Consider the following 26,042-nt stretch of genomic DNA (forward strand, 5'->3'; position numbering starts at 1 on the left):
AGAGCGAGCGCGGGGCATGGGGCGAGGGCGGGGATTGGTTTCGGGTTCGCGGGCCGCACGCGCGCGTGAGCGCGTTTCTCCTGGTGCTTGGGGCGGTGACTGTCACAGCCCTGCCACAGAGAGACAGTGACCCGCTGTGCCGAGTGTGCCCCGGTTAACCTTTCCGCCACGCCGCTCGTTGATCATTTCGGGCCGGCGCCGACGAGAAACCGGTTCCCGAGCTTCGCCCCAGCCTTGCGCTGTGCGTTGCCCGGACCGGTCGGGGAGGGGTCCCGTGTCCGACAAGCCGTCCGAGGCCGAGCCGAGAGAACAAGACACCTCGGCGGATCGCGAGACCTCCGAGGACAATGAGGCCGACCTCGACCAGGACGGGCGTCGGGAGGGTCCCGCCATCGAGTCCTGGTTCGCGGACATCCAGGCCGGGACCCCGGCGCCCGTCCGTACCGCCACTCTGTGGGCCGCTCTGGCCACCGGCCTGCTGAGCATGCTCCTGCTCGGCGAGGGCCTGGCCGTCAACCTCCTGCTGGTGGCGATCCCCGTCACGCTCGGCGCGTACTTCGCCGCCGGGAGAGCGGGGCGTCGCCCGCGTCCCTGGACGCTGGTGTGGGGCGTCGGGGCACTCGCCCTGCTGGTCGTCCCGGCCCTTCGCGACGCCGACTGGCCCTCGTTCCTCGCCATCGCCGCCGCCGTGGCGGTGGGCTCGCTCGCGCTGCACGGCGGCCGTACCTGGACCGGGATGCTGTTCGGCCCGATCGGTCTCTACACCTCTTTGATCACCGGTCCGGGCTGGGGCTGGCGGGGGCTGCGCGAGCGGACCGGCGGTGCCCGCGGCACCGTGGGCCCGGTGCTGCGCGCGACCGCCGTGGCCGCGGTCCTGCTGGTGGTCTTCGGCGCCCTGTTCGCCGGAGCGGACGCGGCGTTCGCGGACCTCCTCGCGGGCCTCGTACCGGACGCGTCGGTCTCCGGCGGCCCCTGGCACGCCGTCCTGTTCGTCCTCGGCGTGGTCGGCGCCCTCGCGGCGGCCCACACGGCCGCGGCGCCCGTCCAGTGGGACCGCGTCGAGGTGCCCGCGGGGCGTCCGCACGGCCGTGTCGAGTGGGCGCTGCCCCTGGTCGTGCTCGCCGTGCTCTTCGCGGCCTTCAACGCCGTCCAGCTGGCCGTCCTGTTCGGCGGGTACGACGCCGTACTGGAGAAGACCGGACAGACGTACTCCGAGTACGCCCGGCAGGGCTTCTGGCAGTTGCTCCTCGTCACGCTCCTCACCCTGCTGGTCATCGTCCTTGCCCTGCGCTGGGCCCCGCGGGACGGCGCGCGCGACCGGACGCTGGTCCGGGGGGTCCTCGGCACCCTCTGCGCCCTGGCCCTCGTCGTGGTGGCCTCGGCGGTGCGGCGTATGGACATGTACGTGGAGGCGTACGGACTGACCCGGCTGCGGATCTCCGTGGTGACCGTCGAGGTCTGGCTCGGCCTGGTCATCGTGCTCATCATGGCGGCCGGTGTCCTGGGCGCCCGCTGGCTGCCGCGCGCGGTGCTGGCCAGTGCCGCCGCGGGAGTGCTCGCGTTCGGGATCATGTCGCCGGACGCCCTGATCGCCGAGCGCAACGTCCAGCGGTACGAGAGGACGGGCACGTTCGATCTCGACTACGCGCGCGGGCTGTCCGCCGACGCCGTCCCGGCTCTCGACGAACTTGACGAGCCACTGCGGTCCTGTGCCCTGAAACACATCGCGGAGGACCTGGAGGCAGACGTCGCGCCCTGGTACGCCACGAGTTGGGGGGAGGCACACGCCCGGGACATCCTCGACGGGCGTGCGCTCTCACCGGAGGCCGACTGGCGCGAGTGCAGCCGCCTGAATCTGGACCTGGCGTACCGCTGAGGCGCGCTGAGTGCGCTGAGGCGAGGGCGTTCCGCGGCGCCGCGTACGCACCGCGCAGGCCGGGTCGCCGTCCCATGGGGAGCGACCCGGCCTGCGATATTCGTCATTCGACCGAGACTGTCAGTGGTTCGGCCACCGCGGTGCGGCTGGTCGACCGTTCGGCCGGTCGTCGGGCGCGCGGCCCGTGGTGGGCGGCCACCGCATGGCCGTCGGCCGGCCCGCCGCGGGCCCCTCGGACGCTAGCCCGCCGCGGGCCCCGCCGTGCCCGAGAGCGCTTCCAGATCGCTCTTGCGGACCCGGATCACCAGGGTGGCGATGATCAGAGCCAGTACGGCCATCGCGACGGCCGGGATGAAGGCCGTGGAGATGCCGTGGGCGAGCACCTCATGGCTCCAGGGCGCCGGGAGCTGCTGCGTCCTGGCGAACTCCGCCTTCTGCTCGGCCGAGGCGGTGGCCATGAAGTCGGCGACCTGTTTCTCCCCCTCCTCACGGTTCGCCGTACCGAAGACCGTGGTCAGGATGGACAGGCCGAGCGAGCCGCCCACCTGCTGCGTGGCGTTGAGGAGGCCCGACGCGGCGCCCGCCTCGTGCACGGCGACTCCGGAGACCGCGGTCAGGGTGAGTGTCACGAAGTTCAGCCCCATGCCGAAGCCGAACAGCAGCATCGGACCGAGCACACCACTGAGGTACGAACTGCCGGGGTCGATGAAGGTCAGCCAGCCCAGTCCCAGCGTGACGAGGGACGACCCGACCACCATGAACGGCTTCGGGCCGAGCACGGGCAGGAACCGCTGCGACAGACCCGCACCGGCGACGATCGCGACCGTGATCGGCAGGAAGGCCAGGCCGGCCTCGATCGGCGTGTACTGCAGCACGTTCTGCACGAAGAGAACGATGAAGAAGAACATGCCGAACATCGCCGCGGCCAGGCTCAGCATGATCACGTACGTGCCCGAGCGGTTGCGGTCGGCGAACATCCGCAGCGGTGTGATCGGTTCCTTGGCCCGGGATTCGACCAGCGCGAACGCCACCAGGAGTACGACCGCGGCGCCGAAGGACGCGATGGTGAGGCTGTCCCGCCAGCCCTCCTCGGCGGCCCGGATGAAGCCGTAGACGAGGGAGGCCATGCCGAGGGTCGACGTCAGCGCCCCCGAGATGTCGAAACGCCCCGGATGCCGCTCGGACTCGCTGATGTAGAGCGGTGTGACCACGATGATCAGTACACCGATGGGTACGTTGACGAAGAGCACCCAGCGCCAGTCGAGCCACTCGGTGAGCATGCCGCCGGCCAGCAGGCCGATGGCGCCACCGCCGGCCGAGACCGCGGCGAAGACACCGAACGCCCTGTTGCGCTCGGGCCCCTCCGGGAACGTCGTGGTGATCAGCGCCAGCGAGGTGGGGGAGGCGATCGCGCCGCCCACCCCCTGGAGGGCGCGTGCCGCCAGCAGCTGCCAGGGCTCCTGGGCGAAACCGCCGAGGAGCGAGGCGACCGTGAAGAGCAGGATGCCGGCCGTGAAGACCCGACGCCGGCCGAGGATGTCACCGGCCCGGCCGCCGAGCAGCAGCAGCCCGCCGAAGGTGAGTGTGTAGGCGCTGACCACCCAGGTGAGGTCCGTGGTGGAGAACTTCAGGGCGCCTTGAATGTGCGGGAGCGCGATGTTCACAATCGTCGCGTCGAGTACCACCATGAGTTGGCAGGCCGCGATGACCGTGAGTGCGATGCCGGGGTGCCCCTCCCGGCGGGCCGCTCCTGGCTTCTGATCCTGTATCAACGGAGAGGTTGTCACTGTTGAGTCCCCCACGAGTGCGTTAGTGAACGCTCGCGTTCACTGTCGCGTCAAAAGGTAGTGAGTCCCCGACAGTGAACGCAAGCGTTCACTGAAGCTGTTGCCGCTTTACGTCACTTGACCGCTTACGGACCTCGGTCCGTCCGCACGTGCGTGTGAACGCGCGTGCTACTGCCCGCTCAAACGGAGACAGGCCCATGGTTACCTCGAGTTGGACGGCCGCCCCCGCTCAGGCGGCCTCCCCGCGCAGGCGCGGTGCCGTACTCGAACGTGCGATCCTCGACGCCGCACTGGAACAGCTCAGCACGGTCGGCTGGAACGGCCTCACGATGGAGGGCGTCGCGGCCGGCGCCCAGACCGGCAAGGCCGCGGTCTACCGCCGCTGGCCGTCCAAGGAGGACCTCGTCGCGGACGCGCTCCAGGCGGGGCTGCCGCCGCTCCAGGACGTACCCGATCTGGGCGGCGTGCGGGACGACCTGCTGGAGCTGTGCCGGCGGGCCCGCGCGGCGATGTTCTCGCGTCCCGGATTCGCGCTGCGCTCGGTGATTCACGAATGCGACGCGTCCCAGGCCGGACGCTTCCAGGAAGTGATCCTGACAGGCGTCATCGAGCCGACCATCCGTCTGCTCGGTGAGGTCGTCGATCGTGGAATTCGGCGCGGAGAAGTGCGGCCGGACGCAGCGAACCCCTATGTCTTCGACGCCATTCCGGCCATGATGATGTACCGCTCGAAGGTGTGCGCGAGCGAATGGAACGAGCAGGACCTCGAAGAGATGATCGACCAGTTCATGGTCCCGCTACTGCGGCCGGCCAGGACCTGACCGGGCTGCGGGTGAGCCGCGCCGGGGCCCCGGCGCCGCCGCGGCGGGAGCCGTTCGCGGGGCTCCGGAGAACCCGGTGTCGCACGGGGTTGCGGGCGGCGTAGGCTGAGGGCGCCATGCCGTACGAACCACCTACCCACACCGTCGAGCGCTCTCTGCGCGCCACGACCGGAGCCAAGGTCATCGCCGGTGTCGACGAGGTGGGGCGCGGCGCCTGGGCCGGCCCGGTCACCGTCTGTGCCGCGGTCACCGGCCTGCGTCGCCCGCCCGAGGGCCTCACCGACTCCAAGCTCCTCACCGTCAAGAGGCGCACCGCGCTCGCCGGAATACTGGCCGAGTGGGTGACCTCGCACGCCCTGGGGCATGCTTCCCCCGAGGAGATCGACCAGCTGGGGATGACGGCCGCGCTGCGGCTGGCCGCCTGCCGCGCGCTCGAAGCGCTGCCGGTGCGTCCCGACGCGGTCATTCTCGACGGGAAACACGACTACCTCGGGACTCCGTGGCGGGTCCGTACGGTGATCAAGGGCGACCAGTCCTGCGTCGCCGTCGCGGCGGCTTCGGTGCTCGCGAAGGTCCAGCGCGACAAAATGATGGCCGAACTGGGCATCGACCATGCAGACTTCGGTTTTGCGGCCAACGCCGGGTATCCGTCACCGGTGCACAGGGCCGCGCTGGAGATGCGGGGGCCCACCCCGTACCACCGGCTGTCGTGGGCGTATCTTGATTCGCTGCCCCAGTGGCGGCACCTCAAGAAGGCCCGCAGTTGGGCGGACGGAAACGTTCCGGAGATCGAAGGGCAACTCGGCTTCGACTTCTGACCGTTCCGTTCGCACTCATGTGCCACCCGCCTACGCGAGTCGCACCGGCGTTTGATAAAAATCAGCTCATGCCTCTCATTCCCGAGGAGCCTCAGATTCACGAGAGTGCCCAGGGTCCCCGCGTCAGTCCGGCCACCGGCCGCACCGCGCCGACCCCCCGTCCCGTACCCGGCCCCCGCCCCGCGGCTCCGCCGCGTCCAGGCCGTCCGGGTCCTGTCCGGCCGATGCCGCCTGTGCAACGCACGCCGCGCGACACGGCCGTGGCCAAGCCGGGGCCTTCCGCTCCGGTGGCCCCCACCGCTGCCCCGACTCCGCAGATCCAGCTGATCCCGGCCTCGGCCGAGGGCGCGCTGGACGCCGCCGAGGAAGCGGTCGACCTGCTCCTTGACTCGGGCAGGGCTCCCGGTGAGGTGCTGGTGATCACCACCGGCGAACCGCACCCGTGGGCCGCGCACGAGCTCTCCTTCGGCGAGGCCGCGTACTGGGCCCAGCACGACGCGGGAGACGACGTGTTCTACGCCGACGCCTCCGCCGTCGGTCGTGCCGCGTCCCGGCCCGTGGTCGTCGTCGCCGTCAACGGAGGGTCCGACGCCACTGCTGCCACGGCCCTGCCGCTGGCTCTCGGCCGAGCCGGCACCCTGCTGATCGTCTGCGGGAATCCGCAGCAGATCAACTCGGTGCTGGGCGCGGGGGTCTGAGGACCCCCGTTCTTCCGGGGGCTCTCACGACCGACAGTGTCCGGGATGCCACCGCGGTGGCATCCGCCCGGAGCGCGCAGCATGCACAGAGGGCGGTCCGACGCGTGCCGGCACGGGGGCGCGCCTGCGTCGGCCGTCTTCGCGGCGGGACGTGGGCGTGGGTCCGGGCGCAGGTGCGGGATGCACGAATGCCGGGTGCGGGCCTGAGTTTGGCCGCCGTCGTGTCCGCGCTGGGGGTGCCGAGGTGGTCGGGTCCTGCGTGTGGCGTGTGACGCCTGTCCCCGACGCGTGAGGCGTGTGACGTGTGAGGTCTGTCGGGCGGCGATGGGTCCGCGTTCGGCCGGTCCGTACGAGGCCGCGCGTTCCGGCCTCCGCGGCCCACGGGCGAACCGGTCCACAGAGGTGGCCGCGAGTGCCGGCCCTTGATTTGCCCGTGCCCGTGCCCGCGTGCGCGTCCGTGCCGCGCCGCGGGCAGACGGCGGTCGCCGGCTCAGCGGGCGGCCGCGCGGCGCAGTATCTCCGAGGCGGCGCCACCGGTGCGCGGCTGTACGGTCTCGGCCGCGGACAGTGCCTCCAGCGACTCCGGAGGCGAGTCCGTGTTCGGGTGGCGCCCTCCGCGTCCTTCCCCCAGCACCTGCCAGCCGTCACGCGTCAGGGTGATGTAGGCCCCGCAGCGCAGTCCGTGCAGTGTGCAGGCGTCCCGCAGCCCCCACATCCACGCCCCGTCCTCCTCCGTCCAGCGCGCGTCGCCGTCGCGGCAGTAGAGCAGCACGGCCGTACGCACCGGTGTGCGGCGCCGCAGATCGTGCGGGATGACCCGGCGCAGCTGTGCCAGCAGTGCGTTGCGGAACATCCAGCCGTCCGCCGGGGCGGGCCGCCGAGTGAAGGAGGCACTCGCGTTCAGCCGTTCGTCGGGATCGAGTACCGCCACGATCGCGGTCGTGGGGCCGGGCCGATGCCGGGAATGCAGTCCGCTGACGACCTCCCGGGGATTGCGCAGGAGCGGAATCCCCGCAGAAGCCCACTCCGCGGGTTCGAGCATCCGGGCCAGTGGGTTGGCGGAAGTGGCGGACGTCGACATCGATGCCGCCGAGGACGGAGCGAATCCGAAGGTCACGGTCCTCCCTTCGGCTACGCGCCCACACTGCGGGCGGGGGTCGGACTGGGGGAGTGCGCCGCAGCACAGACCGAACGGGCGGCCTCAGGAGGTCACGCGGGGGCGCGAGGTCAATTCTTCCTGTCGAACTTGGTTGCGGCAACGAGCAATTGGGGCCACCGGACCGTTATCTGGCGATCCGCCACTTATATCCCTGCCCGGGATTCGGCACCGCACGCAAGGATCACCCTTGCACGGCGAGGACCAGCGGCAACACCCCCTGCGCACCGGACCGCCGGAGCATGCGCGCAGCCACCGCGAGCGTCCAGCCGGTATCGGTCGCGTCGTCCACGAGCAGCACGGGCCCCTCGGCCTCGGCGAGCGCCGCGGCCAGCTGCGGCGGCACCACCAACGCGCCGTCCAGGGCTTTGAGCCGCTGCGCGCTGTTGCTTCTGGATGCCTGCGCGGCATCGGCACCCGGTGCGTACTCGATGGAGCCCAGCAGAGGCAGGCGGCCCACCTCGGCGATCCGTGCGCCCAGTGACTGGACCAGCCGCGGCCGGCGGTGCGACGCCATGGTGACGACGCCGACGGGTCGCGGTGGGACGTCCGGACCGCCCGAGGCCCAGCCGCCCGGACCCTTCGCCCAGTCGGCCAGCACACCGACGACGGCCTGCGCCACATCGTCCGGAACGGGTCCGTCCGGCGCCTGGGGGCCGAGCATCGGCCGGAGCCGGTTGCCCCACCCGATGTCCGACAGCCTGCCCAGCGCCCGGCCTGTCGCGGCCTGTTCGCCGGCCGGGATGCGTCCCTTCAGGTCGACGCCCACGGCGGGCAGACCCGTCGGCCACATCTTCCGGGGTTCCACCTCGACGCCCGCGCGGTCGAGCTCCCCGCGGGCCGTGTCGAGCGCGGAGGGGGACACGGCGTCGGAGAACCGCGGCTCGGCGCAGTTGTCGCAGCGGCCGCACGGGGCGGCCCCTTCGTCGTCCAGCTGCCGGCGCAGGAACTCCATCCGGCAGCCGGTCGTCGTCACGTAGTCACGCATGGCCTGCTGCTCGGCCGCACGCTGCTTGGCGACCCACGCGTAGCGCTCGGTGTCGTACGTCCACGGATTGCCCGTGGAGATCCAGCCGCCTTTGACGCGCTTCACCGCGCCGTCCACGTCCAGGACCTTGAGCATCGTCTCGAGCCGTGACCGGCGAAGCTCCACCAGCGGTTCCAGGGCGGGCAGGGACAGCGGGCGGCCCGCCTGGCCCAGCACGTCCAGGGTGCGCCTGACCTGCTCCTCCGGAGGGAAGGCGATCGACGCGAAGTACTGCCAGATCGCCTGGTCCTCCTTGCCCGGCAGGAGCAGCACCTCGGCATGCTCCACCCCGCGGCCCGCACGGCCGACCTGCTGGTAGTAGGCGATGGGCGAGGAGGGGGAACCCAGGTGCACCACGAACCCGAGGTCAGGCTTGTCGAAGCCCATACCCAGCGCCGATGTCGCCACGAGAGCCTTGACCCGGTTGGCGAGCAGGTCCTCCTCCGCCTGCTGGCGGTCCGCGTTCTCCGTCTTCCCCGTGTACGACGCCACCGTGTGTCCGCACTGCCGCAGGAAGGCGGTGACCTCCTCGGCGGCGGCCACCGTGAGGGTGTAGATGATTCCGGAGCCGGGCAGCTCATCCAGGTGCTGGGCGAGCCAGGCCATCCGGTGGGCGGCGTCCGGCATCTGCAGCACGCCGAGGCTCAGGCTCTCCCGGTCCAGCGGGCCTCGCAGGACGAGCGCGTCCGTGCTGCCGCCGGTGCCCAGTTGCTCGGCGACGTCGGCGGTCACCCGCGCGTTGGCCGTGGCGGTGGTCGCCAGGACCGGGACGCCCGGGGGAAGGTCGGCGAGCATGGTGCGCAGGCGACGGTAGTCCGGCCGGAAGTCGTGGCCCCAGTCGGAGATGCAGTGCGCCTCGTCCACCACGAGGAGACCGGTCGCCGCGGCGAGCTTGGGCAGCACCTGGTCCCGGAAGTCCGGGTTGTTGAGGCGCTCCGGGCTGACCAGGAGGACGTCCACGTCACCCGCCGCTACCTCGTCCTGGACCGTGTCCCATTCCTCCGTGTTGGACGAGTTGATCGTCCGCGCCCTGATGCCGGCGCGCGCCGCCGCCTCGACCTGGTTGCGCATGAGAGCGAGGAGCGGGGAGACGATGACGGTGGGGCCCGCTCGGCGCTCCCGCAGCAACGCGGTCGCGACGAAGTACACGGCGGACTTGCCCCAGCCGGTGCGCTGCACGACCAGGGCTCTGCGCTTGTCGGCCACCAGGGCCTCGATGGCGCGCCACTGGTCCTCGCGCAGCCGGGCGTCGCCCCCCGGCGCGCCGACGAGGCGGGCGAGGACGGTGTCGGCCGCCGTGCGCAGCTCTTCGTTGCTCATGGCCCCATGCAACCCGATGGGTCGGACATCGCGCGAATGAGACCGCCCGCTGTGGACAACTTCTGACGTGGTCATGGTCGTGGTTATCCACAGGGCGGAGCGGGATTTCGGGATTCGCGGGATGGTCACGGCATGACGAACCACAGCGAACGGGCCGGAAACCCCGGCGACGGCGACATCAGTGGATACGGCGACATCAGCGGATACGACGAGATGGGCGGTGACGGCGGCGGTGCCAGTCGCGGCGGGAGTCGCGGTGACCGTGGCAGTGGCAGTGGCAGTGGCAGTGGCAGTGGCAGTGGCAGCGGTAGTGGGGCGGGGCCGGGCGGACCGGGTGCGGGCGGTGGCGGGCGGCGGCAAGGCCGTGACCGTGCGAGCTCGGCCGGCCTGACACATGGCGCGACCAACTCCTCGTGCCCCGAGCGCCAAGTCACACTCCGCACTCCGGCCGAGCTGGCCGACGCCCTGCCGTACCTGCTCGGGTACCGGCCCGAGGACAGCATCGTGCTCGTCGCGCTCCATGACAGGGACGGGCGGGGTCGTTTCGGCGGTCGGGCCCGCCTCGGTATCCCGGGCAGCGCGGACGACTGGCCTGCCGTGGCGCAACAACTGGCGCAGGGCCTGGTGAAGGGCAGCGAACGAAGGGGCGCGCTGCCCGAGAGCATGGTCGCCTTCCTCTGTCTGGACCCCGGGGAAGGGGAATCGGCCCGGGCGGTCATGGAACGCCTGCGTCCGCTCGCCCAACTGCTGCGTACGGCGTGCGGAGCACTCGACGTACCGGTGATCGAGGCCCTGTGCATCTCGGACGGCCGTTTCTGGTCGTACTGCTGTCCCAGTGAGCACTGCTGTCCCTCGGACGGTACGTCCATGGGGCTGCCGGGCACCTCTGTGCTGGCCGCCGCGGCCACCTACGCCGGGCTCCAGGTGCGGGGCACCCTGCGGGAACTGCGAGCGCGGTTCGCCCCCTGGGAATCCGCAGCGGCGAAGGAACAGGAAGCCGCCTTGGACGCGGTGAGCATGGCGTTGATTCCCCGGATCCTGGACGACGAGAGCCGCGCCGTCGTGGCCGCCCAGACCCTGGAGCTGGCCCAGCAGGTCATGCGCCGGTTCGCCGGCGCCGCACCCGCCGCCCGTGGATCCGGCGCCCTTCCGGCTGACCTCCGCGACGACGAACTGCTGCGTCATGACGAGGCGGCCGCACTGATCCTCGGCCTGCAGGACCGCACGACACGGGACAGGGCCGCGGAGTGGATGGAGGGCGACGAGGCAGGACCGGCGCTGCGCCTCTGGCGGGCCCTCGCCCGCCGCTGCGTCGGCTCGTACGGGGAGCACGCCGCGGCTCCGCTCACGCTCGCCGGGTGGGTCGCCTGGTCCTCCGGCGACGAACTGGAGGCTCGCGAAGCCCTGGCCATGGCTCTCGGGGCGGATTCCGGCTACCTCTTCGCCCGCCTCCTCCACCAGGCGTGCAACGAGGGCCTGGACCCGGAGTCGATCCGCCGCTGTCTCCGCGGGCAGCGGACGGATCACGTCGAGGGGGAAGGGGCTGCGTCGTCGGTACCCCCGTCAGTACCAGCGTCGGCTCCGGCGCTGGCACCGGCATCGGCACTGGCAACGGCGTCGGCTTCGACACCGGCGTCAGCGTCGGCTTCGGTTGCGGACCGGGCGTCGACCTCGGCGTCCGGCTCGGCGTCCGGCTCGGACTTGGGCTCGGTATCGGCGCCGTCGCTGATCGGCGCCGACAGGCCGGCGGCACACGCTCCGGCGAGGTCGCCCCGCGCTCCTTCCCGCCGCCGACGCAAGCCGCGGGCCACGGAAAGCGCGGGCGGCCGGCCCGGTTCCCGACCGGCGGACACGGGCGGCACGGGCGGCACCGGTGGTCCTGGCGGCACGGGCCGGCCCCGCTCCGCACCCTCCGCCTCCGGCCTCCACGCTACGGAGGGAGCGGACCGGGCCGGCGACGGTACAAGCGGTGGCACGAGTGGCGGTACGGCTCGGTCCCGCCGAAGCACGGGACGGGCGGGGACGACCCAAAGCGATACGTGAGTGAGGTGGCTCCCGCGTCCAACGGTCGGCTTCCGTCATCCGGGGCGTGACCCGGGAGAGGCCCGCCCCGTTCATCTGAGTGGTGCGGCCTTCGTTCTTCCGCGGATGCCGCGCCCTCACGTCGGGCCTCGCTCGTCGAAGCCCACGCCCCGAGGAAGCCCTCATCACCCCGCCGAAGCCTCGCATCGCCGAGCCGACCCACATCGCCGAGCCCATACCTGTCGCAGACCCCTCACTCAGCACACAGCTGAGCACCCACGTACCGCCGAGCATCCACTCAGCGCACGGAGCACGGAAGAAGCCGTCTCATGCCTCTGCCCACCCCGTCCGCCACGCCCTTCGATCCGAGCGGCCGGCCGCCCGCCCTCGGCAGGCCCGCACAACCCTCCACAGGTCGCGGCGCCGTCCTCGCCCCGCAGACCACTCCGGCCGGGCAGCACGGCACGGCGCACCTGCCGTCCGCGCACACCGCACTGATCTGTGTCGCCCTGCCGGGACTCGCGATCTCCACGGAACGCGCGCAACTGACCGGTGATGGGCTGGAGGGCTTCTACCGGTCGGGCCGGCGCATGCTCTCCCGATGCCGGCTACGGGTGGCGGGGCGGGAACCGCTCGACGTCCAGGCCCGGATGCTCGCGGCCGACCAGGCACACTTCGTGGCGACCCTGAGCCTGTCCCGCGACACCACGCCCGATCCGGACGTCCTGGTCGAACGGACGCGGTACGCGGACGGCAGGGAGCGGATCACCCTGCGCAGCGCGGCACACCGCCCGCTCCGCCTCCCGGTCGAGGTGGCCCTCGGCACGGACCTGGCCGACCTGCGCGCGGTCGCCACGGGGAGACCCGGCCCCGATCTGCCGGCCAGTGTCCATGACTGCGGCATGCGGTGGTCGTCCGCCACGGTTCACTCCGTCGTCACGGCCGACCCGCCGCCCTCGGACGCGCTCGCCTCGGCGGGACTGCTGCGCTGGGAGATCGATCTGCCGCCGGGCGGCACCCGCAGCGTGGAACTGAGAGTGGGTCCGGCCCGGGCGGGTCCCCTGCGAGCCGTCGCGCACGGCGCCACGAGCCCGCTCGCTCCGGCCCGCGCCACGGGGGACGACCCGAGGGTCCCGGCGCTCCTGCGTACAAGCCTCGCGGATCTCCAGGCGCTGCTCCTGCGTGACCCCGTCCGGGCATCCGACACCTACCTGGCGGGCGGCGCACCCTGGCGTTGCGGGATGGCACCGGCCGAGGCCCTCGCGGCGGCGCGTATGACCCTGCCGCTGGGCACGCGTCTCGCCGCCGGCACCCTGCGGACCCTCGCGCGCACTCAAGAGGTGGGAGCGGGACCGCGGTCCGGCTCGATTCCCGGCCCGCTGCGGCAGGCGGGTGCCCAGTTGCCACCGAGCTGTACGGGGCAGGAGGCCACCCTTCTGTTCCCCGTGGTCCTCGCGGAAGCCCGGCGCTGGGGGCTCTCCGAACGGGAGACGGAAGAGCTGCTGCCCGCGGCCGAACGGTGCCTCGGCTGGCTGCGAACCGCTGTCGGCGACGGGACGTATCTGGCGGATCCCCGCCCGGGCGCGGATCCGGGCGCGCAGTCGACAGGGCCATGGCGGTGTGAGACCCAGGCGCACGCCCACCGGGCCGCCCTGCTGGGCGCGGACCTCCTCGACGCGTACGGCAGGGGAGGCGGTGCGGAATTGCGGGAGTGGGCGAAGGGGATGAGGACCGCGTTCCAGGAGGATTTCTGGATCGAGGACAGAGGAGGCGGCAGACCGGCCGCGGCCCGTCTGCCGGGGGACAGACTCCTGCCGTACCTCGGCACCGGCAGCGTCCACCTGCTCGACACCGGGCTGCTCGGCGCGGGCGAACAGGCCCCGGGTCTGCTCGCCGGGGCGCAGACGGAACAACTCGCGCGCCTGCTGGGCGGGCCCGCCATGGACTCGGGCTGGGGGCTGCGCAGCCTGGGGGCGAAGGAGGCGGGCTACAACCCGTTCGGGCACCGGAGCGGGGCCGTGCGCGTCCATGAGACCGCTCTGGCGGTGGCGGGGCTGGCCGCCGCGGGGTACGAGAAGGAGGCGGGGTCACTTCTGCGGGGCGTGCTGTCGGCGGCTGAGGCATTCGGCCACCGGCTGCCCGAGATGTACGCGGGGGAGCAGCGCGTGGAAGGTGGTGCACCGGTGCCGCATCCGACGGCCTGCAGACCGGCGGCCACAGCGGCGGCCGCCGGCGTCCTGCTGCTCACCACCCTCGCCGGGGTCCGCCCCGACGCCCCGGCTCGCACGGTGACGCTGCGCCCGGTCCGTGGGGCGCCCCTGGGGGAGATCGGGCTGACCGGCCTGCGCGTGGCGGGAGCACCGTTCTCCGTACGCGTCAGCAGGCTCGGCCTCGCCCTGGTGGAGGAGGCGGCCGACGGACTGCAACTGGGAGCGTGAGGGCCCGCCCGAGACCGGAGCCGGCCGTGCGGAGGGCCGAGGATCGGCCACGTACGCGACTGGTGAAGGGAGTGTTTATCGTCAGGCAGACGACTATGATCGCGGCATGCCCTACGACCCGTCAGCTTTCGCGCCGTTCGCCGTCACCGTCGACCTGGTCGTGCTGACCGTGCGTCGCCATGCCCTGTGCGCGCTGGTGGTACGGAGGGGTGAGCCGCCCTTCCAGGGGCGATGGGCGCTGCCCGGCGGTTTCGTGCGGCCGGACGAGGATCTGTCGCAGGCCGCGGCACGGGAACTGATGGAGGAGACCGGGTTGTGCGCCCACGACCCGGACGCTCCCGCACAGGTGAACGGCGCGCACCTGGAACAGCTCGCGACCTACGGCGATCCCAAGCGCGATCCGCGGATGAGGGTCGTCAGCGTCGCGCATCTCGCTCTGGCGCCCGACCTGCCCGCGCCGAGGGCGGGTGGGGACGCGAACAGCGCACGGTGGGCTCCCGTCGAGGACCTGCTGCACCAGAGCGGCTACGGCCGTGACGGAGAGCAGGCCGCGCCGCTCGCCTTCGATCACGCCCAGATTCTCGCGGACGGTGTGGAGCGGGCCCGCTCCAAGATCGAGTACTCGTCGCTGGCCACCGCCTTCTGCCCGCCCGAGTTCACGGTCGGCGAACTGCGCCGGGTGTACGAGGCGGTGTGGGGCGTGGCGCTCGATCCGCGCAACTTCCACCGCAAGGTGACGGGGACGCCCGGCTTCCTCGTCCCCACGGGCGGGACGACGACCCGGCAAGGTGGCCGCCCCGCCCAGCTCTTCCGCGCCGGCGGCGCGACCTTGCTCAACCCGCCGATGCTCCGCCCCGAGGTCTGACACCCCCCGAGGTCTGACACCGCCCAGAGGCCGGTGGCGGCCGATAGGGGCCGATGGGAGTTTCTCGGGCCGCGGTCCGGCCACGGCCAAGTGGCCGGTCCGGCACGGCGTCTGCGCCCTGGCACGCCCAAGGTGCCCGTAAATCGGTGCATATCGCGCTATCTTGCTTCGGATGATCCAGGCCATCGGACTGACCAGCAACGCCCGCAAGGAGCTTCCCCCCGCTGTCGACGACGTCTCCTTCGAGGCGCCCGCGGGCCGTGTCACGGCGCTCCTCGGAGCCCCGGGCGCGGGCAAGACGACCGCGCTGCGGCTCATGCTCGAACTCCAACAGGGTCGCGGGATCACCTACTTCAGAGGCCGCCCACTGCACCGGGTCGCCCACCCCTCGCGCGAGGTGGGCGTTCTCCTGGGTGACGTTCCCGGGCATCCGGCACGCACGGTGCGAGGCCAACTCCGCATGCTGTGCGCCGCGGCGGGCGTCCCCGCGCGGCGTGCCGACGACGTCCTGGAGGTGATGGGCCTCGTCAGCCTGCGCGACGAACGACTGGGCACGCTCTCGCGCGGCATGGACCGCCGTCTGGGGCTGGCCTGTGCCCTGCTCGCCGATCCGCACACGCTCATGCTCGACGGTGCCACCGACGGACTCTCCGCCCGCGAGAGCCGTTGGCTGCACGGAGTTCTGCGTGCTCACGCCGATGCGGGCGGGACCGTACTGTTCGCCACGGACGACCCCAGGGAAGCCGCGCGGACCGCCGACCGCGTCGTCACGCTGGAGAAGGGCAGGCTCGTCGCCGACCAGGAGGTCGCGGACTTCTCGCGTACCCGGCTGCGGCCACGTGTCGCCGTCCGCAGCCCGCACGCCGTCCGGCTCGGTGCTCTGCTGACCAAGGAGGCCCGCACCGCCCGGCACTCCGTCGAGGTCGTGCAGGAGGACGGCAACCGCCTCTCCGTGTACGGCAGCACCTGCGCCGAGGTCGGCGAGGCCGCCTATCGGCACGGCATCCTCGTACACCAACTCGCCGACGAGGTCGGCGACATGGGACCGGTGCCCGTACATCAGGAAGCCGAGACGGATCCCGGCGAGGTCGCGGCGCCCGCAGGGACCGCGCAGGCGCAGGGCGCGCGCGAGCCGTCGCCCCTCCCGCCTCCCATCACCGTCCGCCCCGGCACGGGCCCCCTGCGTCCGCTGCGGTACGAGCTGCGTCGTGCGACGGGTGTCGGCACGGGTTGGCTGACCGCGGCCGCCGTGGTCGTCGCCTCCGCCCTCATCTCCGTCCTGCTGGCCAGGGCGGGACACACCTCACAGGCACGGCTGCTCGCTGCGTGGCCGCGGGACTTTCCTCTGCCGCCCGCGGCGCTCGGCGCGGGGCTGCTCGGCGCCTTCGCCTTCGGGGACGAGTTCCGGCATCCCGCCCTGGCCGCGGACCGCGGTACCGTCCCGCGCCGCCTGGGGCTGCTGGCCGCCAAACTCGTCGTCGCCGCGGGCACCGCACTGACGCTGGCGCTCGTCGGGGTGGGCGTGAACGCCGAACTGCTGTACCTCGTGTACGGGCGGGAGCTGACCGGAGTTCCCGCGGACTGGATCGCACAGGGCGCGAGTTGGATCGGCCTCGTGGCCGGCTGTGCGTGGGCGGGAGTGCTGGCGGCGGGTATCTTCCGTTCCACGACCGCGGGACTCGCGGCGGTCCTCGCCGTACCGATCCTCGTCGTGCCGGTCGTACAAGCTGTTCTGGAGGGGCCGTCGGTTCGGACGGCCGCCGGGTTCTCGAACCGGCTGCGCGAGCTCGTGCTGGTGCGGTGGCCGTTCGGGGGCGAGCACCATCTCGCCGCCGTGGCAGGAGTGATCTCTCAACCCGTCGGCGGCGCACTGATGTTGTCTCTCACGGCTCTGCTCTGCGCATATCTGCTCACGACCCTACGGAGCAGGGTCCGATGACGACCGTCCATGCACGTGTGTTCCCCTCGTGTGCGCAACTCCGCGCAGAACGCCCACTTCCTTCCGAAAAGGCGTCAATTGCGACGCGGTGAGCGATCACCCTTTCGTGTGCTTTTCACCAAAGACCTCAAGGGAGTTGGAGGCGACGCCGACAAAGGATCCGTGACTACCCTTGCGCACGCCATGATGACAGCCGCCCGTTCCGCAGACTCCGGCCTCGCCGGACCGGGCGAACTCGATCGCTACCCCTATGCGGAGACGTCCGGCGCGGACCGTCTCGGCGCCTCCGTGTGGGACACCACGGACCAGGACCTGGGGCGCGTGGGCCGACGTACCGCCGGCAGTCGAGGCCGCGGCCTGCATGGCCAACTGGTTCAGCAGTTGGGTCAGATGATCGTCTCCGGTGACCTGGGCGCCGACCGTCCGCTCGTGCCGGAGGAGATCGGCCAGCGGTTCGAGGTCTCCCGCACCGTGGTCCGTGAGTCGCTCCGTGTCCTGGAGGCGAAAGGTCTGGTCAGCGCACGCCCCAACGTCGGCACGCGCGTACGGCCCGTCAGCGACTGGAACCTCCTGGACCCGGACATCATCGAGTGGCGCGCCTTCGGTCCGCAGCGCGACAGCCAGCGGCGTGAGCTGAGCGAGCTGCGCTGGACGATCGAGCCGCTGGCCGCCCGTCTCGCCGCCGGGCACGGCCGGCCGGAGGTCCAGCAGCGGCTCACCGACATGATCGAGATCATGGGCCACGCGCTGGCGCAGGGTGACGCGCTCACCTTCTCGCGGGCCGACGCGGAGTTCCACTCCCTGCTCATCCAGGTCGCCGGCAACCGCATGCTGGAGCACCTCTCCGGGATCGTGTCGGCCGCGCTCCAGGTCTCCGGCGGTCCGGTCGTGGGCTGTGACCGGCCGAACGAGGCATCCCTCGCGCACCATGCCCGCATCGCGGACGCCCTCGCCGCGGGCGACGCCTCGGGCGCGGAGGCGGCCATGCGGCAACTGCTCACCGTCCACCCCGAGGTGGAGCGCGTCGTTCCCGCGCCGCGCGAGCACTGATCGCGTACCCCGGGTGGCGCGGTCGGGAGCAGCTGCCCCGCGTGGCATGTCCAGGCCCAGGAACGGTCTGCCGCCGGGCCCCACCGGATTCCCAGGAGGATCCGTCGGGGCCCGGCGGTGCGATGAACGGCGCGACGAGAGGCCGACGACGCCGGTCGGCCGTTTCTGACCGCGTCTGACCGCATATGGCTGCTTTTGGGTGATTACGCGGTGTGACTCGGGCCACGCAGATTGGGCGTAACGCTCTTCGGGACAGCGCGATGACCTAAGAGGTGACAGCCGAGCAGGGAATACGGGCGCCGCTCCAGGCGCTGTGACTCTTCCCGGCCCTCGCCCGCGCCGTCGGCCCATTCCAAAGTCGGCGGTCGTCGGCTCCGGTCCGCAGTGGACGGGGCCGGAAGCCGTTTTCCAACGTTCCGAGAGGTTGTTCGTGTCGGCCAGCACATCCCGTACGCTCCCGCCGGAGATCGCCGAGTCCGTCTCTGTCATGGCGCTCATTGAGCGGGGAAAGGCTGAGGGGCAGATCGCCGGCGATGACGTGCGTCGGGCCTTCGAAGCTGACCAGATTCCGGCCACTCAGTGGAAGAACGTACTGCGCAGCCTCAACCAGATCCTCGAGGAAGAGGGTGTGACGCTGATGGTCAGTGCTGCGGAGCCCAAGCGCACCCGGAAGAGCGTCGCAGCGAAGAGTCCCGTCAAGCGCACCGCCACCAAGACCGTCGCGGCGAAGACGGCGACGGCCAAGAAGGCCACCGCCACCGCCACGCCCGTGATGCCCGACGCGGACCTCCCCGACGAGGACGCGTCCGCCAAGAAGGCGGTCGCCAAGAAGGCGACCGCGAAGAAGGCCGTCGCGAAGAAGACCGTCGCCAAGAAGGCCGTGGCCAAGAAGACCGCCGGCAAGAAGGACGACGCCGAGCCGGCCGACGACGACGCGACGGAGGAGACTCCTGGCGCGGCCAAGGCCGCCGGCGAGGAGCCCACCGAGGACGGCGCCCAGGGCTTCGTCCTGTCCGACGAGGACGAGGACGACGCGCCGGCGCAGCAGGTCGCCGCCGCCGGTGCCACCGCCGACCCGGTCAAGGACTACCTCAAGCAGATCGGCAAGGTCCCGCTGCTCAACGCCGAGCAGGAGGTCGAGCTCGCCAAGCGCATCGAGGCCGGTCTGTTCGCCGAGGACAAGCTGGCCAACGCCGACAAGCTGGCGCCGAAGCTCAAGCGCGAGCTGGAGATCATCGCCGAGGACGGCCGCCGCGCCAAGAACCACCTCCTGGAGGCCAACCTCCGGCTGGTGGTCTCCCTGGCCAAGCGGTACACCGGGCGCGGCATGCTCTTCCTGGACCTCATCCAGGAGGGCAACCTCGGTCTGATCCGCGCGGTGGAGAAGTTCGACTACACCAAGGGCTACAAGTTCTCGACGTACGCCACATGGTGGATCCGGCAGGCGATCACCCGCGCCATGGCCGACCAGGCCCGCACCATCCGTATCCCGGTGCACATGGTCGAGGTCATCAACAAGCTCGCGCGCGTGCAGCGTCAGATGCTCCAGGACCTGGGCCGCGAGCCCACCCCGGAGGAGCTGGCCAAGGAACTCGACATGACCCCGGAGAAGGTCATCGAGGTCCAGAAGTACGGTCGTGAGCCGATCTCCCTCCACACCCCCCTGGGTGAGGACGGCGACAGCGAGTTCGGTGACCTCATCGAGGACTCCGAGGCGGTCGTCCCGGCCGACGCGGTCAGCTTCACGCTCCTGCAGGAGCAGCTGCACTCCGTTCTGGACACCCTGTCCGAGCGTGAGGCGGGCGTCGTCTCGATGCGCTTCGGTCTCACCGACGGCCAGCCGAAGACCCTTGACGAGATCGGCAAGGTGTACGGCGTGACGCGCGAGCGGATCCGCCAGATCGAGTCCAAGACGATGTCGAAGCTGCGTCACCCCTCGCGCTCGCAGGTCCTGCGCGACTACCTCGACTAGGCCACGGCCGTAGGACGACACGAGGGCCCGGCTTTCCCGTCCAGGGAGCCGGGCCCTCGGTCCGTGCGCGGTGCGCGCCACCGACCGGTGGATCACTCTGGGTGTTGTATGGCAACCCCGAGTGAGGAGCGTGTATGCGTCGTCCCTACGCCGGAGCGCTGGCCGTGGCGGCAACGGTGGCCGTGACAACGCTGGTGGCGCCGACCGCCGCGTCCGGCGACGTCGTCATCGGCGGCCATCCGGTCGAGATCGCCGCGACCCCGTGGGCGGTGGCCCTGTCCAGTCGTGACCGGTTCGGGGGTACCCGCTCGGGACAGTTCTGCGGGGGAGTGGTGATCGGCCGGTCCAGGGTGCTGACCGCCGCCCACTGTCTGACCGAGGACGTGCTGGGCGCTCCCCCTCGGCAGGTCCGGGATCTGCGGATCGTCGCGGGGCGCGGGGACCTGGAAGCGGACGGGGGCAGTGAGATCGCGGTCCGCGACATCTGGATCAACCCTCGGTACGACACCTACACGAACGCCGGTGACTTCGCCGTGCTCACCCTTGAGCAGCCGCTGGAAGCCGGTTCCGTCATGCGCATGGCGGACTCCACGGACGCGGCGTACACGCCGGGTACCAGCGCCGCGGTCTACGGCTGGGGCGACACGACGGGGAGCGGCGACTACGCGAGCACCCTGCGGGCGGCGCGCGTCCAGGTGCTGCCCGACGCCGTCTGCGCGGAGGCGTATCCCGGCGACGCGGACGGAACGTACCTGGCCGGCTCCATGCTGTGCGCGGGCGAGGCGGACGGCGGCCGGGACGCCTGCCAGGGCGACAGCGGTGGGCCACTGGTCGCCGGGGGGCGGCTGATCGGTCTGGTGTCGTGGGGGAGCGGCTGCGGGCGGGCCGGCAGCCCGGGGGTCTACACGCGGGTCTCGGGGGTCGCCGAAGCGCTCAGGAGAGGCCGTCAGGGCCCTCGCTGAGGGTGTCCGCGGTGTCCCGTCGCGGGGATCCGTGGACACGAGCACGAGCGGCCGCCCCTGGGTCAGGGGCGGCCGCCCGCTCACCGGCCTGTGCCGGATATGGCTCGTCGTCTGCGCGAAGTGTCAGTGCTCTTCGTCGTTGGCGCTTGCCGGAGCGGCTGTCAGGCGCTCCGTCTCGTCCTGTATCTCAGCGGCGATCTTCTTGAGTTCCGGCTCGAACTTGCGCCCGTGGTGGGCGCAGAAGAGCAGTTCACCACCGTTGAGGAGGACGACGCGCAGATATGCCTGGGCGCCGCAACGGTCGCAGCGGTCAGCGGCCGTCAGCGGGCTCGCGGGGGTCAGAACAGTAGTCACGTCGCCTCTTCTCTAGCTCGACGAGCTGTCGTACCAGGGTCAACATCCAACCAGGCCGAAAACGTTCCCGCTCGTGGCTCTTCCTCGAAAAAAATCTTTCCGAGTCGGCTGTCTGCTGCCGGTTGGCGGCGAATGAGCCGTATTGCGTGTCTTCGTGTCTTACGGGTTTCGCACTCTGTCAGGTTCAGTCCTCCGGCTGGCTTGCCGGTTGTTCTTGAGGACGTGCCCGGAGCCTAAATGGTTCATGCCTCGAAGGGAACGTGATATGTACTTCACTCCAACGAGGGATCGAACACCCATACGACTCTGGACTAGTCTGCGTTTGGGACGAGGGTGGCGTGACAACGGCTCTACCAGGCGTCGGTACCCTCGGACCGGTGACCGAAGCCGGACCCTTACCCAAAAGGGCCCCACATGAAATTCAGCGAGGAGCGAACCGCGTGACCGCCGAGACGTCCGTGCCGTCCACAGCCCTGCTGACCGGAGCAGACCGGGACGGTTCCAACTACACCGCGCGGCACCTGCTCGTCCTCGAGGGGCTTGAGGCCGTGCGGAAGCGCCCGGGCATGTACATCGGCTCGACCGACAGCCGCGGTCTGATGCACTGCCTCTGGGAGATCATCGACAACTCCGTGGACGAAGCCCTCGGAGGCTACTGCGACCACATCGACGTGACCCTGCACGACGACGGCTCGGTCGAGGTGCGGGACAACGGCCGGGGCATCCCGGTCGATGTCGAGCCCAAAACCGGCCTCTCGGGCGTCGAGGTCGTCATGACCAAGCTGCATGCCGGAGGCAAGTTCGGTGGCGGCTCGTACGCGGCCTCCGGCGGCCTCCACGGTGTGGGAGCCTCCGTGGTGAACGCGCTCTCGGCCCGCCTGGACGTCGAGGTGGACCGCGGCGGCAACACGCACGCGGTGAGCTTCCGCCGAGGGACGCCCGGCGCCTTCAAGGGGAACGGCGCCGACGCCGCGTTCGACGCGACCTCCGGGCTGCGCAAGCTCAAGAGGATCCCCAAGACCCGCACCGGCACGCGCGTGCGGTACTGGGCGGACCGGCAGATCTTCCTGAAGGACGCCAAGCTCTCGCTGGACAACCTGCACCAGCGTGCCCGCCAGACCGCGTTCCTGGTCCCCGGCCTGACCATCGTCGTCCGTGACGAGTACGGGCTCGGCGAGGGCGGCAGCAAGGGCGAGGAGTCCTTCCGCTTCGACGGCGGGATCAGCGAGTTCTGCGAGTACCTGGCCTCCGACAAGCCCGTCTGCGACGTGCTCCGGTTCTCCGGCCAGGGCAGTTTCAAGGAGACCGTCCCGGTCCTCGACGACCACGGCCAGATGACGCCGACCGAGGTCACCCGTGAACTGGGCGTCGACGTCGCGATGCGCTGGGGCACCGGCTACGACACGACGCTCAAGTCGTTCGTGAACATCATCGCCACACCCAAGGGCGGAACCCACGTCGCGGGCTTCGAACAAGCCGTCGCCAAGACGGTCAACGAAGTGCTGCGCGCCAAGAAGCTGCTGCGTGTCGCCGAGGACGACGTCGTCAAGGACGACGCCCTGGAGGGCCTCACCGCGGTCGTGACCGTGCGCCTCGCGGAGCCCCAGTTCGAAGGGCAGACGAAGGAGGTGCTCGGTACCTCCGCGGCCCGCCGCATCGTGACGAACGTGGTCTCCAAGGAGCTCAAGGCGTTCCTGACCTCCACGAAGCGTGACACGGCGGCCCAGGCCCGCGTCGTCCTGGAGAAGGCGGTCGCCGCCGCCCGCACGCGGATCGCGGCCCGCCAGCACAAGGACGCGCAGCGCCGGAAGACCGCTCTGGAGTCCTCCTCGCTGCCCGCCAAGCTCGCCGACTGCCGCAGTGACGACGTGGAGCGCAGCGAGCTGTTCATCGTCGAGGGGGACTCGGCGCTCGGCACCGCCAAGCTCGCCCGGAATTCCGAGTTCCAGGCATTGCTGCCGATCCGCGGAAAGATCCTCAACGTCCAGAAGTCGTCCATCTCGGACATGCTGAAGAACGTCGAGTGCGGCGCGATCATCCAGGTCATAGGGGCCGGGTCGGGCCGGACGTTCGATCTCGACACCGCCCGTTACGGGAAGATCATCCTGCTCGTCGACGCCGATGTCGACGGCGCGCACATCCGCTGCCTCCTGCTGACGCTCTTCCAGCGCTACATGCGTCCCATGGTCGAGGCCGGCCGGGTGTTCGCCGCGGTGCCGCCGCTGCACCGCATCGAGCTGAGCCAGCCGAAGAAGGGCCAGGACAAGTACATCTACACGTACTCGGACCGCGAGCTGCGGGAGACGCTGCTCGAGCTGCAGCGGAAGAACGTGCGGTACAAGGACTCGATCCAGCGCTACAAGGGTCTCGGCGAGATGGACGCGGACCAGCTGGCGGAGACGACCATGGACCCGCGCCACCGCACCCTGCGCCGGATCAACATCTCCGACCTCGAAGCCTCCGAGCAGGTGTTCGACCTGCTGATGGGCAACGACGTCGCTCCGCGCAAGGAGTTCATCTCCAGCTCCGCGGCGACGCTGGACCGCTCGCGCATCGACGCGTAGGCGACCCGGCGGGGCCGGCCGGAGTACCGGCCGGCCCCGGCTCAGGGACTGTCCGCGGCGGTCCGTTACGCCTTCGCGCGGTGGCTTGTGCGCCCACCAGGGGGGTGGGTCACCTGATGGGGTGAAGTGCGGGGGAGAAGAGTCAGGGATCTTCCCGTTCTGTCCATCCTTGGGCACGCGGCCGAAACGGGCCGCGGACAAGGAGAGTTCGGTGGAGAAGCACGAGGGTCCCGACGCCGGAAAGGTCCGGATCGACGATCCCTGGTACGACGCGCTCGCTTCCGGGTGGGGCGAGCTGGACGGTACGGGCGCACCCGCCCCCATCCTGCCGCCCGCGCGCGGGGAGCGGCAGGACCACAGCGCCCGCGCCGCCGACATCTATCTGGAGGTGCAGCGCAGTGCGGCCTTCCAGGAGGTGCGCAGCCGGTACCGGAGGTTCGTGATCCCGGGCGTCGCCGTCTTCTTCACCTGGTACGTGGGATACGTCGTGACGGCGACCACGGCACCGGCCTTCATGGCGCGGCCCGTCGCCGGCGCGGTGAACGTGGCGATGGTCGCGGGGCTCGGACAGTTCCTCACGACGTTCCTGTTCACCTGGGCGTACGCACGGCACGCGCGGCTGCGCAGAGACCGTCCCGCGCTCGACCTGCGCTGGGACACCCAGGAGCTGACACGCGGCGTCGCGGGTGGTGGCCGGTGACCGGGGACCACCAGACGCTGGCCCTGCTGCTCTTCAGCGTGTTCGTCGCCGTCACGCTGGGGATCACGACCTGGGTGAGCCGTCACCGGCACGGATCGGCGGAGGAGTTCTACGCGGGCGGCCGGCTCTTCTCGCCCATGGAGAATGGTTTTGCCATCGCGGGCGACTACATGTCCGCCGCCTCCTTCCTCGGCATCTCGGGGCTGATCGCGCTCTTCGGCTACGACGGTCTGCTCTACTCGGTGGGCTTTCTCGTCGCCTGGCTCGTCGTGCTCTTCCTGGTCGCCGAACTGGTCCGCAACTGCGGGCGGTTCACGCTCGCCGACGTCGTCGCCTCACGCATGCGTGAGCGGCCGGTGCGGATCGCCGCGGGAACTTCCTCGGTGACCGTGTCCGTTCTGTATCTGGTGGCCCAGATGGTCGGGGCGGGCAGCCTGGTCGCCCTGCTGCTGGGAGGCACGAGCGAGGCGGCACAGACCTGGACGGTCATCGGTGTCGGCGCGCTCATGGTCGTCTACGTGTCGTTCGGAGGGATGCGGGCCACCACATGGATCCAGATCGTCAAGGCGGTCCTGCTCATGGGCGGGGCGATCGCGCTGACGGTGCTCGTCCTGCTGCGGTTCCACGGAGACTTCGACCAACTGCTGCGTACGGCCGCGGAGCGCAGCGGGCACGGGACATCGTTCCTCGCGCCGGGACTGCGGTACGGCGGGGACTGGACGGCGCGCCTGGACTTCATCAGTCTGGGCCTCGCCCTGGTGCTCGGCACGGCCGGGCTGCCGCACATCCTGTCGCGCTTCTACACCGTGCCGACCGCTCGGGCCGCACGCCGCTCGGTCGTCTGGTCGATCGGCCTCATCGGCGGGTTCTACCTGATGACGATCGTGCTGGGCTTCGGAGCGGCGGCGATCGTCGGCACCGATGCCGTCCGCGGGTCGAACGCGGCCGGGAACACGGCAGTTCCTCTGCTGGCGCTCGATCTGGGCGGCGGAGCGGCGTCCACCGGCGGAACGGTTCTGTTCGCGATCGTCGCCGCGATCGCCTTCGCCACGATCCTCGCGGTCGTCGCCGGCATCACGCTCGCCTCCTCGGCGTCGGTGGCCCACGACCTGTACGCGTCACTGCGCCGCAGGCGTGGGAAACCGCGCAGCGAGGTGGCGGTGGCGCGGACCGCCGCGGTCGGCATCGGCGTCGTGGCCATCGCGCTCGGGCTGCTCGCGCGCGACCTGAACGTGGCCTTCCTGGTCGGACTCGCCTTCGCGGTCGCCGCGTCGGCGAACCTGCCCGTCCTGCTGTACTCGCTGTTCTGGCGGAACTTCACCACGCGCGGCGCGGTGTGGTCCGTCTACGGCGGTCTGGTGCCGGCGCTGGTGCTCGTGGTGCTGTCACCCGTGGTGTCGGGCAGTCCCGCCTCGCTGTTCCCGGACGCCGGCCTCCAGTACTTCCCGCTGGAGAATCCCGGCCTGGTGTCCATCCCGCTGGGCTTCCTCGCGGGCTGGCTCGGCACGGTCGCCTCGGCGGAACCGCCGGACGAGGCCAAGCACGCGGAGACCGAGGTGCGGGCGCTCACGGGAGCCGGGGCGGTCTGAGAGGGCCTGGCCCTCTGGGGGGCGCCCGTTCGTATCCGTCCTCGGCCCGCCTCGGCCGTCCTCAACCGTCCCCGCCTCGCGTCG

General features: G+C 71.2%; 18 protein-coding genes. 14 read left to right on the forward strand and 4 right to left on the reverse strand.

The features are described from left to right. Positions 1-391: 391 nt before the first annotated feature. Positions 392-1,876, forward strand: a complete 1,485-nt coding sequence (locus tag ACFYXC_RS28555; protein WP_389554882.1) for a DUF4153 domain-containing protein — start codon at positions 392-394, stop codon at positions 1,874-1,876. Between the two features lie 239 nt (positions 1,877-2,115). Here the strand turns inward: ACFYXC_RS28555 and ACFYXC_RS28560 are convergent, their stop codons facing one another. Next, positions 2,116-3,663, reverse strand: coding sequence for an MFS transporter (locus ACFYXC_RS28560; RefSeq protein WP_389554710.1), 1,548 nt, complete (start codon positions 3,661-3,663; stop codon positions 2,116-2,118). 197 nt (positions 3,664-3,860) lie between these two features. Between ACFYXC_RS28560 and ACFYXC_RS28565 the strand changes: the two genes are divergently transcribed. From ACFYXC_RS28565 to ACFYXC_RS28575, 3 genes are all read left to right on the forward strand, one after another. Next, the gene (locus ACFYXC_RS28565) at positions 3,861-4,484 is read left to right on the forward strand and encodes a TetR/AcrR family transcriptional regulator (protein ID WP_389554712.1); all 624 of its coding nucleotides are present in this window, start codon (positions 3,861-3,863) and stop codon (positions 4,482-4,484) included. A 116-nt stretch (positions 4,485-4,600) separates the two neighbouring features. Next, a complete protein-coding gene (locus tag ACFYXC_RS28570; protein ID WP_388908343.1) occupies positions 4,601-5,302 on the forward strand; it encodes a ribonuclease HII in 702 nt (233 codons plus the stop codon). Positions 5,303-5,370: 68 nt separating this feature from the next. After that, complete coding sequence (locus tag ACFYXC_RS28575) at positions 5,371-6,000, forward strand: hypothetical protein (RefSeq protein ID WP_389554715.1); 630 nt, start codon at positions 5,371-5,373, stop codon at positions 5,998-6,000. Positions 6,001-6,490: 490 nt separating this feature from the next. On the opposite strand, the gene ACFYXC_RS28580 is transcribed toward ACFYXC_RS28575, so the two are convergent. Both ACFYXC_RS28580 and ACFYXC_RS28585 read right to left on the reverse strand, forming a co-directional pair. Beyond that, a complete protein-coding gene (locus ACFYXC_RS28580) occupies positions 6,491-7,117 on the reverse strand; it encodes a hypothetical protein (RefSeq protein ID WP_388908339.1) in 627 nt (208 codons plus the stop codon). Between the two features lie 223 nt (positions 7,118-7,340). After that, complete coding sequence (locus tag ACFYXC_RS28585; protein ID WP_389554717.1) at positions 7,341-9,503, reverse strand: RecQ family ATP-dependent DNA helicase; 2,163 nt, start codon at positions 9,501-9,503, stop codon at positions 7,341-7,343. A 132-nt stretch (positions 9,504-9,635) separates the two neighbouring features. Here ACFYXC_RS28585 and ACFYXC_RS28590 point away from each other — a divergent pair, with 132 nt between their 5' ends. The 7 genes from ACFYXC_RS28590 to ACFYXC_RS28620 all read left to right on the forward strand — a co-directional run bounded on the left by ACFYXC_RS28590 (position 9,636) and on the right by ACFYXC_RS28620 (position 20,751). Beyond that, the gene (locus ACFYXC_RS28590) at positions 9,636-11,546 is read left to right on the forward strand and encodes a DUF4192 domain-containing protein (protein WP_389554718.1); all 1,911 of its coding nucleotides are present in this window, start codon (positions 9,636-9,638) and stop codon (positions 11,544-11,546) included. Positions 11,547-11,854: 308 nt separating this feature from the next. Further along, positions 11,855-13,963: a glycogen debranching N-terminal domain-containing protein gene (locus tag ACFYXC_RS28595; RefSeq protein WP_389554720.1), complete on the forward strand. Its 2,109-nt coding sequence runs from the start codon at positions 11,855-11,857 to the stop codon at positions 13,961-13,963. 106 nt (positions 13,964-14,069) lie between these two features. Continuing rightward, positions 14,070-14,828: an NUDIX domain-containing protein gene (locus ACFYXC_RS28600; RefSeq protein WP_388908331.1), complete on the forward strand. Its 759-nt coding sequence runs from the start codon at positions 14,070-14,072 to the stop codon at positions 14,826-14,828. A gap of 172 nt (positions 14,829-15,000) precedes the next feature. Next, positions 15,001-16,767, forward strand: coding sequence for an ATP-binding cassette domain-containing protein (locus tag ACFYXC_RS28605; protein ID WP_389554723.1), 1,767 nt, complete (start codon positions 15,001-15,003; stop codon positions 16,765-16,767). A 162-nt stretch (positions 16,768-16,929) separates the two neighbouring features. Continuing rightward, the gene (locus tag ACFYXC_RS28610) at positions 16,930-17,817 is read left to right on the forward strand and encodes a FadR/GntR family transcriptional regulator (RefSeq protein WP_389554725.1); all 888 of its coding nucleotides are present in this window, start codon (positions 16,930-16,932) and stop codon (positions 17,815-17,817) included. A gap of 430 nt (positions 17,818-18,247) precedes the next feature. Beyond that, positions 18,248-19,789, forward strand: a complete 1,542-nt coding sequence (locus tag ACFYXC_RS28615; protein ID WP_389554727.1) for an RNA polymerase sigma factor — start codon at positions 18,248-18,250, stop codon at positions 19,787-19,789. A 134-nt stretch (positions 19,790-19,923) separates the two neighbouring features. Further along, on the forward strand, positions 19,924-20,751 hold the full coding sequence (locus ACFYXC_RS28620) for a S1 family serine peptidase (RefSeq protein WP_389554729.1): 828 nt from the start codon (positions 19,924-19,926) through the stop codon (positions 20,749-20,751). 123 nt (positions 20,752-20,874) lie between these two features. Here ACFYXC_RS28620 and ACFYXC_RS28625 read toward each other — a convergent pair whose 3' ends face one another. After that, positions 20,875-21,105 (reverse strand): hypothetical protein, encoded by a 231-nt coding sequence (locus tag ACFYXC_RS28625; RefSeq protein ID WP_107021495.1) that lies wholly within the window; start codon positions 21,103-21,105, stop codon positions 20,875-20,877. 440 nt (positions 21,106-21,545) lie between these two features. On the opposite strand from ACFYXC_RS28625, the gene ACFYXC_RS28630 reads away from it, so the two are divergent. From ACFYXC_RS28630 to ACFYXC_RS28640, 3 genes are all read left to right on the forward strand, one after another. Beyond that, complete coding sequence (locus ACFYXC_RS28630) at positions 21,546-23,669, forward strand: type IIA DNA topoisomerase subunit B (protein WP_389554731.1); 2,124 nt, start codon at positions 21,546-21,548, stop codon at positions 23,667-23,669. A 211-nt stretch (positions 23,670-23,880) separates the two neighbouring features. Beyond that, positions 23,881-24,369 (forward strand): DUF485 domain-containing protein, encoded by a 489-nt coding sequence (locus ACFYXC_RS28635; protein ID WP_389554733.1) that lies wholly within the window; start codon positions 23,881-23,883, stop codon positions 24,367-24,369. Further along, positions 24,366-25,958 (forward strand): cation acetate symporter, encoded by a 1,593-nt coding sequence (locus tag ACFYXC_RS28640; RefSeq protein WP_389554735.1) that lies wholly within the window; start codon positions 24,366-24,368, stop codon positions 25,956-25,958. The genes ACFYXC_RS28635 and ACFYXC_RS28640 overlap by 4 nt, the downstream gene beginning before the upstream one ends. Positions 25,959-26,042: the final 84 nt, after the last annotated feature.

This window comes from Streptomyces sp. NPDC002701, assembly GCF_042889045.1.
GTDB lineage: Bacteria > Actinomycetota > Actinomycetes > Streptomycetales > Streptomycetaceae > Streptomyces.

Excerpts from the sequence above, each read along its gene's own strand:
- ACFYXC_RS28605 (WP_389554723.1), top strand. The coding sequence starts at position 15,001 with ATGATCCAGGCCATCGGACTGACCAGCAACGCCCGCAAGGAGCTTCCC.
- ACFYXC_RS28565 (WP_389554712.1), top strand. The coding sequence starts at position 3,861 with ATGGTTACCTCGAGTTGGACGGCCGCCCCCGCTCAGGCGGCCTCCCCG.
- ACFYXC_RS28600 (WP_388908331.1), top strand. The coding sequence starts at position 14,070 with ATGCCCTACGACCCGTCAGCTTTCGCGCCGTTCGCCGTCACCGTCGAC.
- ACFYXC_RS28620 (WP_389554729.1), top strand. The coding sequence starts at position 19,924 with ATGCGTCGTCCCTACGCCGGAGCGCTGGCCGTGGCGGCAACGGTGGCC.
- ACFYXC_RS28570 (WP_388908343.1), top strand. The coding sequence starts at position 4,601 with ATGCCGTACGAACCACCTACCCACACCGTCGAGCGCTCTCTGCGCGCC.
- ACFYXC_RS28590 (WP_389554718.1), top strand. The coding sequence starts at position 9,636 with ATGACGAACCACAGCGAACGGGCCGGAAACCCCGGCGACGGCGACATC.
- ACFYXC_RS28595 (WP_389554720.1), top strand. The coding sequence starts at position 11,855 with ATGCCTCTGCCCACCCCGTCCGCCACGCCCTTCGATCCGAGCGGCCGG.
- ACFYXC_RS28575 (WP_389554715.1), top strand. The coding sequence starts at position 5,371 with ATGCCTCTCATTCCCGAGGAGCCTCAGATTCACGAGAGTGCCCAGGGT.
- ACFYXC_RS28585 (WP_389554717.1), bottom strand. The coding sequence starts at position 9,503 with ATGAGCAACGAAGAGCTGCGCACGGCGGCCGACACCGTCCTCGCCCGC.